Source organism: Pseudomonas sp. B414, from assembly GCF_055408445.1.
Window position 1 is genome coordinate 1 of the sequence record NZ_JBUZTQ010000002.1, and the last position, 13,603, is coordinate 13,603.

Consider the following 13,603-nt stretch of genomic DNA (forward strand, 5'->3'; position numbering starts at 1 on the left):
TGGAAAGAAAATCTGGCAGGCCAAGATGATCAACTGAATTTGACCTGACAGTCATGACCGCAAATCCGGTAACTGTCAGATCAAGTCTGAACTTCTACATCTAAAAATCAGACCTTTTTTGCTCTTAACTCATGATTATTTCCAATAATCGTGTCTCTCCATGGTCATTGGCCACATTACGGGCGCACCTCGCCCATACCCATCAACCGTTTTCGCACCATCCACAGATTTGACAAGGCAAACAGTGTCATCTGTTGCGCGATGTTTTTTGCCAGTCCACGAAAACGCACTTTCGTATAACCAAACTGGCGTTTGATCACGCGAAATGGGTGTTCAACCTTGGCCCGCACCTGCGCTTTTGCGTATTCAATCTTGCGGCGCATGCGCCCGATCAGACTCTTTTTTCCGTGCTTTTTATAGCTGCTTGGGCGGGCGGCAATCGACCAGATCATCTTACGATCCTGATGCTCGGGTCGTTTGTCCACGCCAGTGTAACCGGCGTCGCCACACACGTAAGTTTCATCGCCGTGCAGTAACTGATCGACCTGCGTCACGTCCGCTACATTCGCCGCCGTGCCCACCAGGCTATGCACCAAGCCCGATTCGGCGTCGACGCTGATGTGCGCTTTCATACCAAAAAAATACTGATTCCCTTTCTTGGTTTGATGCATTTCGGGGTCGCGTTTGCCGTCCTTGTTCTTGGTCGAACTCGGCGCGTGAATGATCGTTGCATCGACCACTGTGCCTTGGCGCAACATCAATCCACGATCACCCAGATAGCCATTGATGACCTGCAAAATCCCGCCCGCCAACTCATGTTTTTCTAACAAACGGCGGAAGTTGAGGATCGTGGTTTCATCGGGAATTCGATCCAGGTGCAGCCCCGAAAACTGGCGCAGGATCGTAGTCTCGTAGAGGGCCTCCTCCATCGCTGGGTCGCTGTAGCCAAACCAGTTCTGCATCAGATGAACCCGCAACATCGCCAGCAACGGATATGCCGGACGACCACCTTCGCCCTTCGGATAATGCGGCTCGATCAAGGCAATCAACCCCTTCCAGGGTACGACCTGATCCATCTCGATCAGGAAACGCTCACGGCGGGTTTGCTTACGTTTCCCGGCATACTCGGCATCGGCGAAGGTCATCTGTTTCATCGGGGGCTCAACCGCTAAGTTTGTGCGAAGTGGGCATTTCACCAGATTTGGAAGTCTTTTTCAGAGTTTCCTTTGCGGTATAGGTTTGAAGGGGCGCCAGACCTTTGTTTGAGTGGGTATGGTCTGGATGAGCGCGGTAATGGTGGTTATTCTTTTTCAATTTTTGATGATGAAATTGTCAGTGAGTTAAAAAAAGGAGTTCCTGCATTATCTGTTCTTATTCGTAGTGGGAGGGTGTACGCAGTTAAGGTTTATGACTTTAGCTTTCCAGGCGAGCCTGCGCATAGATTTGTTTACAAGGGGCTTTTGTCGGAGTGCATAGGTTTGGGAAGTCTTGTATCTGATCTTTTGCCATTCACTAGCTTAGAGTTTGATGAGGCCGAAGAGTGGTTTTATACCGGTCGTGATTATGGTGCCCTTGAAGTTACGGGGTGGGGGGGCTCTGGAGGAGCAGCCGAACCAGCTTATTACAGCTATTTGTGTAATTCAGGGATGATAGGCCTGCATGTATAAAATGTAAAAGTCTCAGACCTGATCTGAAATCTAAGGTTTGACCAAAGCAGCCTGTCATAGATGGCTGCTTTGGGTCGATTGTTACCATCAGCGACTGACAGCCTCTGACACAATGCTTATGCGCCATGCGTAGGGCTAGCCCACTGCCCGATGAAGTCGCCAACTTTGCGCTCTATGTCACTCTCAACTGTCCGCAGCCGCAGAACAGGAATGCCACACCTAGCCAAAATCTCATTTTTCATGGCGTCCCGAGCTGCCTGGATGGGTCGATCGTGGTACCCGCCATCGACCTCGATCACCCCTATCGGTTTCTTGCCCACTTTGAAATAGATCACGAAATCGCAACTGGCGCGCCTCATGAACGCCCGCTGGGGCTGCGTCCAGTCGAGGCTACCCGGCGATGCAAGCTTATCCAGCTGGATCTGTGTGTGGTACTTCAAAGCCTGACACGCCGGGGCTGACAGCGCTTCGCGTAGCAGCTGTGCCAGGATCTGCTCGGACTTGTAGCGTGAGTCCTCGGGCCGCAGGCGGGCGTTCAAGCGTGCCAGAGACTGGTCGTACTCGCGATACAGCAAGTCGAATGCCGATACCACGGGCGCGCGTACGATCTGCTCGTCCTGCGCGTAATAGCTGATGTAGCGGATCAGCGCGGCGATGTGGCCATTGTTGTCAGTGAACACCTCGTCGCCGGTCACCAGGGTGAAGCGATGCTTGGCCCGCGAAACTGCCACGTTGATCATGCGTGGGTCGTCGACGAAATCCAGGCGTGTTCGCGCCTGGTTGTAGCGCTTCTTGTCCAGCACGGTGGAGAAGACGATCTCGTCGCATTCGCGACCCTGAAACTTGTGCACGGTGTCCTTGACGAAATCCGTCGGCAAGTGCGTGTAGGAAAGGTTGACTTGCGCCCGGAACGGGGCGATGTAACCGCGGGCTTCGCCGTCCATTCCGACGGGCGCCCCCTCGTCCTCAAGCAGCTTCAGCAGGGAGTCCAACTCCCGATGGTTGGTGTTCCTCCTGGCGTGATTGCCCTTGGCTGTAACCACCAGGCGCAGGGGGGCTTCGCCCTTGTCCTCGGTCATCGGCACCAGTGCGTTGTCGTAGAACTGCTGGTTGCAGAACTGGATGATTCTGGGGTGGCAGCGGTAATGCTCTTTCAGCAGGGTTCTGGGCAGCGCGTCCTGGAACACGGCAATGCACGAATCCAGCAGGTTGTAGTGCTCGCAATCGTAGGCCTCGGCGGGAGCTCGAAGCCCCAGTGCCACAGGGATATGCGGCAACTGGCGGTTGTCTCCAACGACGATCAGGTTCTTTGCACAGCCCAGTGGCAGGATGCCTGGCACGATGTCCTGTAAAGAGGCTTCATCGATGATCACGTAGTCGAGGACCGCTCCCGGCGCGATCGAATTGACGATGGAGTGTGTACCGCTGCCCAGGATAGGGAAGCGCTGCACGAAAGCATCGAAATGCCTGCGGTAAGTTTTCAGATCAAAGCTGTCCGGCGCCGGTACCTGAAGTTGCAGATGCTGTTTCAGATGGTGCATCGATGCTGTTGTCAGTTCTTCCAGCAAGGCTGTGAAATTCGCGCGTGCCAACGATTCACGACACGCCCGCTGCTCCTCTTCCTTGTCCCGTAGCGACTTGTCGTAGTAATGCATCTGCAGTGCATGGAAAACGGCCATGCGCGCCTCGCCCTCGGCGAATGGTTTGGTGCGAAAGATTCTGAATTTGAACAGTAGCTCGATGCGGTCTTTGAGATGAATGCGCTGCTCGCCGAGGTAAGCCAGGTAGGCCATGAGGTCTGCAGTCTTGCGCGGTGTCAGTCCGTACTTGTCGAGCGAGCCTGTGGCCTGTACATGGCTTTCTGACTGCCACTGCTGCAGGTAGCGCCGCTCGATGAGCAACTCGTCCAGCTCGATTTGCAGTTGTGCAACCCTGTTGTGGTCTTGCAGGTGCTCTTTCAAACGGGTCAGCAAGGCCTGGATTTCATCCAGGCACGGTGCCGGCTCGGGGGCGCTTGATGGCCACGCAGGCAGGTCGGAGAAGAAGGCCTCACGCTTGTCCTGGTTGCCAAGCTTGGCGATCAAGTGGCCCAGGTTGTATTTCTCCAGCTTTTCGTAGACGTTTTCCACGGCAGCATTGTTGTTGGATAGCACCGCTACTGTCTGCCCACGTAACAGAATATTGGCGAGGATGTTGAGGATCGTCTGGGTCTTGCCGGTTCCTGGCGGGCCTTCGATCACGCTGATTTGTGCGCTGAACGCACGTTCGACCGCCTGAAGCTGACTCTCGTTAAGACCGAACGGATAAATGAGCCCCTGACCCGGCGTCAGTGTGCCGTTGTGCCCCGTACAATAGGCGTGCAAGGCAGTGCCAGAAATGGCGGGCAATTTTCCGAGCTGGCGCACCACATTGGCGGCAATTTCACGATCAGTCTTCGACTCAGCGTGATCCTGTCGGGCATTCGCCACGAGAGTGAAGTAGCGGAAGACCGGAGTTTCCTTTATCGATGTCGGGGCGGTAAAGCCGATACCGTGCATCTTGAAGACATAGGGCCTTTCGGCGCCAGGGTAGTGCACGACGGCATATCGCTCGCCGTAAATCGTAGCTTTGGCAATGGGTGTGACGATAGTGCTGCCGGGCTTGTGCAGCAATACATTGGTCAACTCGCGGGTGGGCGAAACTTGGCAGTTACTGAGCGGGCGGGTGTATTTTTTCTTGGAGGGGAAGTGACAGGTCAATTCCAGGGCTTTGTACTTGTCGTTCCAGCGAATCGCCCAGTCGCTGATCTTTGCTGTCTTGTCCTCACCATCCACCTGAATCGAAGCCATATTCATTATCCCTATGCGCATGACATCCGGCTTCACCTCGTGCCGAATGCTACTTTCCCCAAGAGGAACCCTGCTGCTGTCGTTGCGTGCAGGGTTGCTAGCCGGTTCATGCGTTTAGTCATCTTCCGTATTTCTGGACAATCGAAAGCAGTCCAGAACGCACACATTTCTTTGGTTATGCCAACCCATCACCGTTTTACAGCCTGCAATGTGTAACTCAGCGGCAAGCGCCAGGGTTCGGATTTCAGCCGCCACTCGCCGTCATTGCCAAGCGTCATCTGCCCGGGGAGTGCTTCCCAGGGTATGGAGTCATGCTCTTCCATGGCGACAAGGTTCAACCCGTGACGCAACAGCGCCGATATGACTTCACCAAGGCCGTGATTCCACTCGTGGGTAGTAGACGATTTTATCGCTGCGTCCACTTTCACATAGGTGTCGTCGTCATCCCAGATCATGGGTTCCGGGCGCTCGAAGTACGGGCGGTTGATTCTTAGTTGATCCGCAAAGTCTTCATCCACAGCCATAAGCATGGGATGCCCTTCGCGCAGGAAAAGTCGCCCTCCAGGGCGAAGCAGGCCAGCTACATTTTTCGCCCATTCATCAATGCGCGGTAGCCAGTTCAGTGCGCCTATCCCTGTGTAGATCAGGTCAAACGATTCCCCGTCCAGGTTTTGCAATGCTTGATAAACGGGGGCCTCGATATAGTCGATTGCCGTATTACAGGCGGATGCCAAACGACGGGCTTGTTCCAGTGAGGCGCCTGAGAAGTCCAGCCCTGTCATCTCAGCCCCCAGGCGGGCGAGGGACAAGGTGTCTGTGCCTATATGGCATTGCAGATGCAGGCCGCGAAGGCCGTCGATATTGCCCAGGCGCGACTGGTCGAAGCGCACCACCGTGGAAAGAAAGCCTGGATCGGCGATAAACCGGGCAGTCGCGTAATCCGCAGAGGCCGCATGCAGCGGCGCTCGTTCATCCCAGTTGGCTTTGTTCAGATGCAGATAATTATCCATCTGCTGCACGCTTTCCATCAGCTCATCCAAAAACTTGCTCATGGTTATCCTCTGCTTCTCGGCTGCTGTGTGGCAATACTAATGGTGGCAGTGCAGTGGAGTGTCTAATCAGTTGTAACTGGCTTTTAATCGATAATGCTTCCTTTCACCTGACAGGCTCCCGGTCAGGTATTCAGCCTTCCTTCACCTCACAAACCCCATTGACCCGATTCTTTTTCGTGTAGGAAACAGCGGCAGAACCGTCGGGATTAATGCTCAGGGAGAGGGTAATAGCATTGCCCTTGGCTTCGAAGTAGTTGTCGTTGAATTTCTTCAGCCTGGCTTCTTTGCCGTTGATGTAAACAGGGCCGCCAGCATCGGCATGCACCTCGATTCCCCCCGGACAGCTTGCGTTGAACATCGGGATTGCGGCATTTGCCACGCCCGATAGGGCGAGCAGGGTTGTCAGGCAAATCAATCTTTTCATCGTCGGGATCTCTGATGGTTAAGGACGGTTCAGCCTCAGGCTGCTACCACCTTGTTGCGCCCGCTTTCCTTGGCGCGGTAAAGGCGTTCGTCGGCCAGTTTGAGTACTGCTTGCGGTGTGACGGGCTCGAGACCTTTGCTGGCAACGCCGATGGAAATGGTCAGCTTTCCGACACCCGTTATCTCGCTGTCAGCGATGTTTTCGCGTATGCGTTCTGCAATGGCGCTGGCAGTCTCTTGAGACGCATCCGGGAGAATAAGCGAAAACTCCTCGCCTCCGGAGCGGCATGCAAGGTCATTTGCCCTGGAGTTGTGCTTGAGGATTTCAGCAACTTTCTTCAACGCTATATCCCCGGCGTCATGCCCGAAGGTGTCATTGACCCTTTTAAAGTGATCGATATCCAGCGCCAGTACCGAGTACGGCTGGTTGGTCTGGACCAGCAAGTTCAGCATGTCATTCATGGCACGGCGGTTGGCCAGACCCGTGAGAGGGTCACTTTGCGCCTCGTGGCTGAGCATGCCGAGTTTTTGTTGCAGCAGTTGTACCCCTGTCAGCATGGCCTGGCGAATGGCCGAGGCATCGTGGTACCAGGCATTGATACGTTGCAGCTGCTCTGTGGTGTGCGGCGCAGACAACTGCTGTGCAGCTGCGGACAGCAGGCGCAGCGGCCGGGCAATCAGCGATGTACCGACAAGCACCAGCACCATCCCCAGAAGGCTCGCCGGAATCATGCCCATGATCATGTCGTGCATCAGGCGCCTCAATATAGCCTGACTATGCTCCCTGGGTTGTTGCACCACGACGGCCCAATTGGCATCCGGGACCTGTGCGTAACCGGCCAGCATCTCGGTACCTTGGGAATTCCTGATTTCCATTGAGCCGCGCTTGCCGCTCAAGGCAGCATCAACCGCTGCGTTTTCAACCAGTACCTCGGCGATTCTCTTGGGGTTGGGGTGGTACAGCAGTCGTCGTTTACCGTCGGCGACAAAGGCAAATGTCCCTTCATGGTGGAAGTGACTGCTTATCACGGTGTGCAGGGCGCTTTGATCAAGCAGGTAAATCGAGCCGACGACCGCGCCGAGGTAGGCTCCGGTCTTGCTGAAAACAGGCTCTGAGACAAATACGATCAAATTGCCCTTGTGCGAAACATAGGTCGAGCTGACCAGTGCCCGGCGCTCCTTGAGGGCTTGCACAACGCTACTGGGCGGGACATTGGAGCCGACGATTTGCGCCGCTGGCGGATTTGACGCCAGGACCTTGCCATTGGCATCCAGAATCTCGATGGAATTAAAGTATTGATCCTGTGCCTCCAGCCTCAAGGCTTCCTCGCGCAGAACTTCAGGATCGTCCCAGTGCTCGCCCAGGACCCTGGCGCTGTAATTCAGATTGTTGTGTGTCGCGCGCAGGAACTCACCAATGCTGGAGGCGACTTTCGCCGCATAGGCGCTATTGGACTCCAGGACTGCATGGGTCAGGGCGTCGCGCTGCACCCGGTAAGCGACTACAAGGCTGTTGCACAGGGTCGCCATCACTGAGGCCAGTACGACGAAGAGGATCAGGCCGCGCAGGCTGACCGGCAATGGTTTGGATGATTTCTTGCTGTCGGTCATGGCAGGTATATTCAGGGCAATAAGCGGGGGAAGTGTTTTCGAGGCTGGTTACAGACAGTTAGCAGGATAGGTAGCCATGAGTGCGATGTCACACCTGTGAACCGGAAAACCTCGACCTGTTGGCATCCCGCGCCGCTTTATCCCTGATGGTTTGCAACCTCTTCTAACGATGACCGGAGAACCCTCGACATTTCAGCACCCGTAACCATCGTCTGTCGCGGCAACCTTGTGTAGCCAATGAACCGGTAGCGAGTGATTTAAAATTTGCTGATAATTTAAATATTAAATGGCTGAAAGGTTTAATCAGGCTGTGCGCTGAATTTAATTGAGTGAAATATCGTTTTTGTTAGAGTTCTTGTCGATTTTTAGGAAATTTCCTATAGATCAAGTCGGTAACTTAATATTACCGTGGTTCTTCCGTTTATAAGGTCTTCTTGAACCCCATCAAGAACCATATTTTTAACTCGTTGCAAGGAAGTTTCGTTTTGAATAAGTTTCTCAAGTTTGCAGCATTGGCCTCCGCTATTGCTCTGTCCGGTGGCTGTGTAAGCTATAACGTCAGCCAGCCTGCCTCCCCGATTGACAGCTCGGTCAAGGCCGACCTGAAAGCTGATGTTGCCGTGGGTGAAGCTATTTCCGGTCAATCGTCTGTCAATATCCTGTTCGGCTTTTTGAAGTTTGGTGGCGACAGCGAGTTCGCTGATGGCGTGGCTTACGGCGGCGACACCGGTGGCAATCTGGGCTTCCTGGACCCGGTCAGTGCAGTCAAGTCGGCAGCAGCCTACAAAGCAGTGAAAAGCTCCGGTGCTGATCTTCTGGTTGCCCCCCGTTACGAAGTAAGCGAAGAAAACTACTTTATCTTCAAGAAAGTATCGGTCACTGTCAAAGGCAATAAAGGCAGTATCCGTAGCATTCGTTAATCCACTGAATTCCGGTTGTTGTCGTGCCGGAGTGATTGTGATTTAGCGTATTTCGCAAGTTCAAAATGTTGTGTCTAAAGTTTGAATAAGCGATTGCAATAGCCCACTTCGGTGGGCTGTTTGCGTTGTTAAAATTAGTTGCTCAGGTGTGATTGCCAGGCGATATCGCGCTATGGGATGTTTTCGAGAAAGTGTCAGGTCTGAGGCGATATCGGGTGCATTAGCCACACGCGCAACTCATGCACATCTCTTTGTTTATTGGCGGCGCTCGGCCGCCAACACACAGTTTATTTAGTCGGCTTAAACGATGGCCGGGCAGCCCTCGACAGTGTCAGGCCAGGGGCTCAACACTTCAAAACCATTGTCAGTTACGGCCACCATATGTTCCCACTGGGCTGACAGCGAATTGTCCTTGGTCACCACGGTCCAGTGGTCAGGAAGGGTTTTTACATGGCGCTTGCCGGCGTTGAGCATCGGCTCGATGGTGAAAATCATCCCGGTCTTGAGCTTCATGCCCTGGCCCGGATAGCCGTAGTGCAGCACTTGCGGCTCATCGTGATAGACCTTGCCGATGCCGTGGCCGCAGTACTCGCGTACCACGCTGAAGCCTTCTTTCTCGGCCAGGGTCTGGATGGCATGGCCGATATCACCGAGGGTCGCGCCGGGGCGCACCATGCGGATACCGGCGCACATGGCGTCGTAGGTGGTCTTCACCAGGTGCCGCGCTGCGGGGCCGGGCTCGCCGACGAAGTACATGCGGCTGGTGTCGCCGTACCAGCCATCCTTGACCACGGCGATATCGATATTGACGATATCGCCGTCCTGCAGCACCCGGTTCGACGGAATGCCGTGGCACACCACCTCGTTGACCGACGCACACACGGTTTTCGGGAAGCCGTGATAGCCCACATTGCCGGGGATGGCCTTCTGCACATTGACGATATAGTCATGGCAGATCTGGTCGAGCTGGTCGGTGGTGACGCCAGGCTTGACGTGTTCACCGATCATGGCCAGTACTTCGGCGGCAAGTTTGCCCGCAACCTTGGACTGGGCGATTTGCGCCGGGCTGTTGATGACTACGCCTGTTCTCATAGCTGTGCTCCCACAGTGGCATCAGCCAGTTCGCACAGTTGCTTCAGGTCGAGGCCGCCTTGTAGCTCTGAGCGAATCAGCAAACGGCAGATCTGATTGTGATCCAGATCCGGGTGCAGTTCGGTCAGCATGCCGATGCGCATCCAGTGCTCGGCCTGTGCGTTGATCGAACGGTTAAGTGCGTTGCTGGCGACCCGCAGATTTTCGTGGGTGGCGTCCGAGATTTTTACGATGCCCATGCTGATGCTCAATATGAAATATATATGAAACGTATATTAATCGAGAGCAAGGCGCGATCGCAACCCGCGTTATCCACGGATCTCCAGGCTTTGTTCAGCGCCACAAATTGACTTTGGCCAGATCGATCAGCTCCCGCGCCCGGCCGTCCATTACGGTCTTGAGCATAAACAGGCTGAAGCCCTTGGCTTGCTCAAAGGTTTTGGTCGGCGGCATGACCAGTTCCTGGCGGGCGCTGACCACGTCCACCAGTACCGGGCCATTATGGCTGAGCGCTTCGCGCAGCGCCGCCTCCAGCTCGGCGGGGTGTTCGACACGAATCCCCTTGACGCCCATTGCCTCGGCCATCGCGGCAAAATTTGGGTTTTTCAGATCACAGCCCACATCCGGGAATCCCGCCGCCTTCATCTCCATCTCCACAAAGCCCAGGGTGCCGTTATTGAGCACGATGACCTTGATCGGTAAACCCACCTGATTGAGAGTCAGAAAATCGCCCATCATCATGGTGAAGCCACCGTCGCCAGACATCGAAATAACCTGGCGATCAGGGCAGGTCGCCTGCGCACCAATCGCCTGCAGCATGGCGTTGGCCATCGAGCCGTGGTTGAACGAGCCGATCAGACGACGCTTGCCATTCATCTTTAAGTAACGTGCTGCCCAAGCGGTAGGGGTACCGACATCACAGGTGAAAATTGCATCCTCTGCGGCCAGTTCACTGACCAGGCGATTGAGGTACTGCGGGTGGATAATCGAGCTGTTGGGGCTGCTTTCAGCCAGCGCGTCGAGGTCTTCCCTGGCCTTTTTGTAGTCATCCAGCGCTGCATCAAGGTGCTCGCGGTCCGGGTTTTTCGACACCTTGGGCAGCACCGCCTGCAACGTCAGTTTCACATCACCCAGCAGCCCCAGCTCTAACGGGCAGCGATTGCCCAGGGCTTCGGGGCGCAGGTCGATTTGTGCGATATAGCCGTGTTCGGGATAAAACTGGCGATAGGGGAAGTTGGTGCCGAGCATTAGCAGCGTGTCGCAGTTCATCATTGCCTTGTAGCCCGAGGCGAAGCCGATCAGGCCTGTCATGCCGACGTCGTAGGGGTTGTCGTATTCAACATGTTCCTTGCCGCGCAGGGCGTGCACGATGGGCGCGTTCAAGCGTTCGGCCAATGCCAGGATTTCAGCATGGGCACCGGCGCAGCCAGCACCGCAGAGCAGGGTGACTTTTTTGCCATCATTGAGAAACGACGCCAGTTGCTGGATTTCGTTGGCGTTCGGGCAAATCAGCGGTTGGGCAGGTTTGAGCCAGTTCGGTACTTTGGCCTCGGTGGCTTGCAGTGCCACGTCGCCGGGTATTACCACTACGGCCACCCCGCGTTTGGCGATGGCCACACGCATGGCCCGTTCGAGAATCTGCGGTAACTGATCGGCATGGGACACCAGCTCGACGTAATGGCTGCACTCCTTGAACAGGCTTTCGGGATGGGTGGCCTGGAAGTAATCGATACCGATTTCACTGCTGGGGATATGCGCCGCCAGGGCCAGTACCGGCACACCGCTACGGTGGGCGTCGAACAGGCCGTTGATCAAATGCAGGTTGCCTGGCCCGCAACTGCCGGCGCAAACCGCCAGCTCGCCGGTGAGGTGGGCTTCGGCGCCGGCGGCGAACGCGGCGGACTCTTCATTGCGCATATGGATCCACTGGATGTGTTCCTGGCGGCGCAGTGAGTCGGTAAAGCCGTTGAGAGAGTCGCCCACTACGCCAAACACACGTTTTACGCCGGCTTGCTGCAGGGTTTCGGTGATGAAATCGGCTACCGTTCTGGTCATGGTAAGGCTCCTCGAAGTTACAAAGCAGATGGCAGGGCGGCAGGTGTTCTGCCTTGGCCCCAGCAGAATAGACACTGCATCCGACCTTGCAGGGTTAAGGAACGTTCGATGGGGAATTTGTAAACCTGTTCGCGATGCAGGCAGTGCTGTCTGTCAGCCAAACAGGGGGGATGCAATCGCGAGCAAGCCCGCTCCCACAAATATGGCAACAGGTGGAATGATTTGAATGTTTAGCGCCGGTGTAACCAAAGGTATAAAAGCCTGCATTTAAACAACGTGGTCAGCCATGTGAGGCTGGGGTCCCTTTTTGGCAACGGTTGCAGGTATGAGGCTTGGTCTGATCAGTACTCAGTACCTGTGGCAAGCGCGTGCCCCAGCCGTGCGGCGTGTGCCTTGCCTGCCTTCTGAGCTGGCTTTCTGGGCCTTGTTCCATTGTCGCCATGCCCGCCCGCCGGATGCCCGTATTTTCCGTTAAGTCCTGACTGTCTGCGCCCCACGGGGTGTGTCTGCCTATACGAATCTACGAGTATTGTCATGAGTGCTACAACCGCGTTTGCCCCGCTGCAAGAAGCCCTGGATTTTCTGCAACTGAACCCGGACATCGAGATGTTCGAGCTGTTTATCATCGACAACAACGGCGTACCCCGGGGCAAGTTGCTGCACCGTGACGAGTTGCTGGCGGTTTACGAGAGCGGGCGGCCGCTGCCGAGCACTATTCTGGGTTTGAGCATCAATGGTGATGATGTGGAAAACACCGGGCTGGTGTGGGATGTGGGCGATATTGACTGCCGCGCCTATCCGATAAGTGGCAGCTTGCAGCGCATGCCGTGGCGTTTGATTCCGACTGCGGCCGTGCAGGTCAGCATGCACCCGCAGCAAGGCATGCCCGCCACCGTGGCCGACCCTCGGCATTTGCTGGCCAGGGTGATCGATGACCTAAAAGCCGACGGTTACTACCCGGTGATGGCGGCCGAGCTGGAGTTTTATCTGCTCGACCAGCAGCGTGACAGCAACGGGCGCCCGCAACCGGCCCGCGATGCCGATGGCCAGCGCCCGCGGGCGACCCAGGTGTACGGCTTGCGTGAGCTGGAGCAGATCGAGCCATTTCTGGCCGATTTGTACAGCGCCTGCAAATTGCAGGGAATTCCGGCACGCACGGCGATTTCCGAATATGCGCCGGGGCAGGTGGAGATCACCCTGGAGCACCGCAGCGACGCGTTGCAGGCGATGGACGAGGCGGTTCGTTACAAGCGTCTGGTCAAGGGTGTGGCGCACAAGCACGGGATGGTTGCCTGTTTTATGGCCAAGCCATTCGATGACCTGGCCGGCACCGGCATGCATATGCATGTGAGCCTGGCCGATAAAGACGGCAACAACCTGTTCGCCAGTGAAGCGCCGGACGGTACGCCGTTGCTCAGACAGGCGGTGGGCGGGATGCTCAGCACCTTGCTCGACTCCTTGCTGATGTTTTGCCCCAATGCCAACTCCTATCGGCGCTTTCAGAGCAACAGCTATGCACCGCTGGCCGCGACCTGGGGGGTGGACAATCGTACGGTGAGCTTGCGGGTGCCGGGAGGCCCGGCGTTTTCACGGCATATCGAGCATCGCATTTGTGGTGCTGATGCCAATCCGTATCTGGCCGCCGCTGCGATTCTGGCCGGGATTCATCGTGGCATCCGCCAGCAGATGGATCCGGGGGCGCCGGTTGAAGGCAATGGCTATGCCCAGGCTACGGAAATGCTGCCGACCGACTGGTTGACCACCTTGCGCGCGCTGCAGGGCTCGGCATGGGCGAAAGAGGCGTTCGGGCCTGAGTTTCTGAAGGTGTACCTGGCGGTGAAAAACTCCGAGTACCGCCAGTTTATGGGCGAGGTGGGCGAGCAGGACTGGCGCTGGTATCTGCAGCAGGCTTAAGTACGGAGTGACCTGGATCTGTGGGGGCGCACGACTTGCTC

At 55.9% G+C, this 13,603-nt stretch carries 11 protein-coding genes; 3 read left to right on the forward strand and 8 right to left on the reverse strand.

The features are described from left to right. Window positions 1–176: 176 nt before the first annotated feature. Window positions 177–1,154, reverse strand: a complete 978-nt coding sequence (locus ACZRMH_RS02210) for an IS5 family transposase (RefSeq protein ID WP_464011957.1) — start codon at window positions 1,152–1,154, stop codon at window positions 177–179. 108 nt (window positions 1,155–1,262) lie between these two features. On the opposite strand from ACZRMH_RS02210, the gene ACZRMH_RS02215 reads away from it, so the two are divergent. Continuing rightward, window positions 1,263–1,667, forward strand: coding sequence for a hypothetical protein (locus tag ACZRMH_RS02215; protein WP_464011958.1), 405 nt, complete (start codon window positions 1,263–1,265; stop codon window positions 1,665–1,667). Window positions 1,668–1,783: 116 nt separating this feature from the next. Here ACZRMH_RS02215 and ACZRMH_RS02220 read toward each other — a convergent pair whose 3' ends face one another. The 4 genes from ACZRMH_RS02220 to ACZRMH_RS02235 form a co-directional block, all read right to left on the reverse strand. Beyond that, window positions 1,784–4,495 carry an AAA domain-containing protein gene (locus ACZRMH_RS02220; RefSeq protein WP_464011959.1) on the reverse strand — a complete coding sequence of 904 codons (2,712 nt, stop codon included), beginning with the start codon at window positions 4,493–4,495 and terminating at the stop codon, window positions 1,784–1,786. Window positions 4,496–4,683: 188 nt separating this feature from the next. Further along, entirely contained in the window at window positions 4,684–5,505 is an 822-nt protein-coding gene (locus ACZRMH_RS02225) for a class I SAM-dependent methyltransferase (protein ID WP_464012182.1), read from the reverse strand. 172 nt (window positions 5,506–5,677) lie between these two features. Continuing rightward, window positions 5,678–5,971 (reverse strand): hypothetical protein, encoded by a 294-nt coding sequence (locus tag ACZRMH_RS02230; RefSeq protein WP_464011960.1) that lies wholly within the window; start codon window positions 5,969–5,971, stop codon window positions 5,678–5,680. A gap of 35 nt (window positions 5,972–6,006) precedes the next feature. Further along, the gene (locus ACZRMH_RS02235; RefSeq protein WP_464011961.1) at window positions 6,007–7,581 is read right to left on the reverse strand and encodes a sensor domain-containing diguanylate cyclase; all 1,575 of its coding nucleotides are present in this window, start codon (window positions 7,579–7,581) and stop codon (window positions 6,007–6,009) included. A 485-nt stretch (window positions 7,582–8,066) separates the two neighbouring features. On the opposite strand from ACZRMH_RS02235, the gene ACZRMH_RS02240 reads away from it, so the two are divergent. Continuing rightward, window positions 8,067–8,501, forward strand: coding sequence for a hypothetical protein (locus ACZRMH_RS02240; protein WP_464011962.1), 435 nt, complete (start codon window positions 8,067–8,069; stop codon window positions 8,499–8,501). A gap of 300 nt (window positions 8,502–8,801) precedes the next feature. Here ACZRMH_RS02240 and map read toward each other — a convergent pair whose 3' ends face one another. The 3 genes from map to poxB form a co-directional block, all read right to left on the reverse strand. Beyond that, window positions 8,802–9,593, reverse strand: coding sequence for a type I methionyl aminopeptidase (gene map / locus ACZRMH_RS02245; RefSeq protein ID WP_464011963.1), 792 nt, complete (start codon window positions 9,591–9,593; stop codon window positions 8,802–8,804). Next, window positions 9,590–9,832, reverse strand: a complete 243-nt coding sequence (locus ACZRMH_RS02250) for a ParD-like family protein (RefSeq protein ID WP_464011964.1) — start codon at window positions 9,830–9,832, stop codon at window positions 9,590–9,592. The genes map and ACZRMH_RS02250 overlap by 4 nt, the downstream gene beginning before the upstream one ends. 94 nt (window positions 9,833–9,926) lie before the next feature. Further along, entirely contained in the window at window positions 9,927–11,648 is a 1,722-nt protein-coding gene (gene poxB, locus ACZRMH_RS02255) for a ubiquinone-dependent pyruvate dehydrogenase (RefSeq protein WP_464011965.1), read from the reverse strand. A gap of 534 nt (window positions 11,649–12,182) precedes the next feature. Here poxB and ACZRMH_RS02260 point away from each other — a divergent pair. Further along, on the forward strand, window positions 12,183–13,562 hold the full coding sequence (locus ACZRMH_RS02260) for a glutamine synthetase family protein (RefSeq protein WP_464011966.1): 1,380 nt from the start codon (window positions 12,183–12,185) through the stop codon (window positions 13,560–13,562). Window positions 13,563–13,603: the final 41 nt, after the last annotated feature.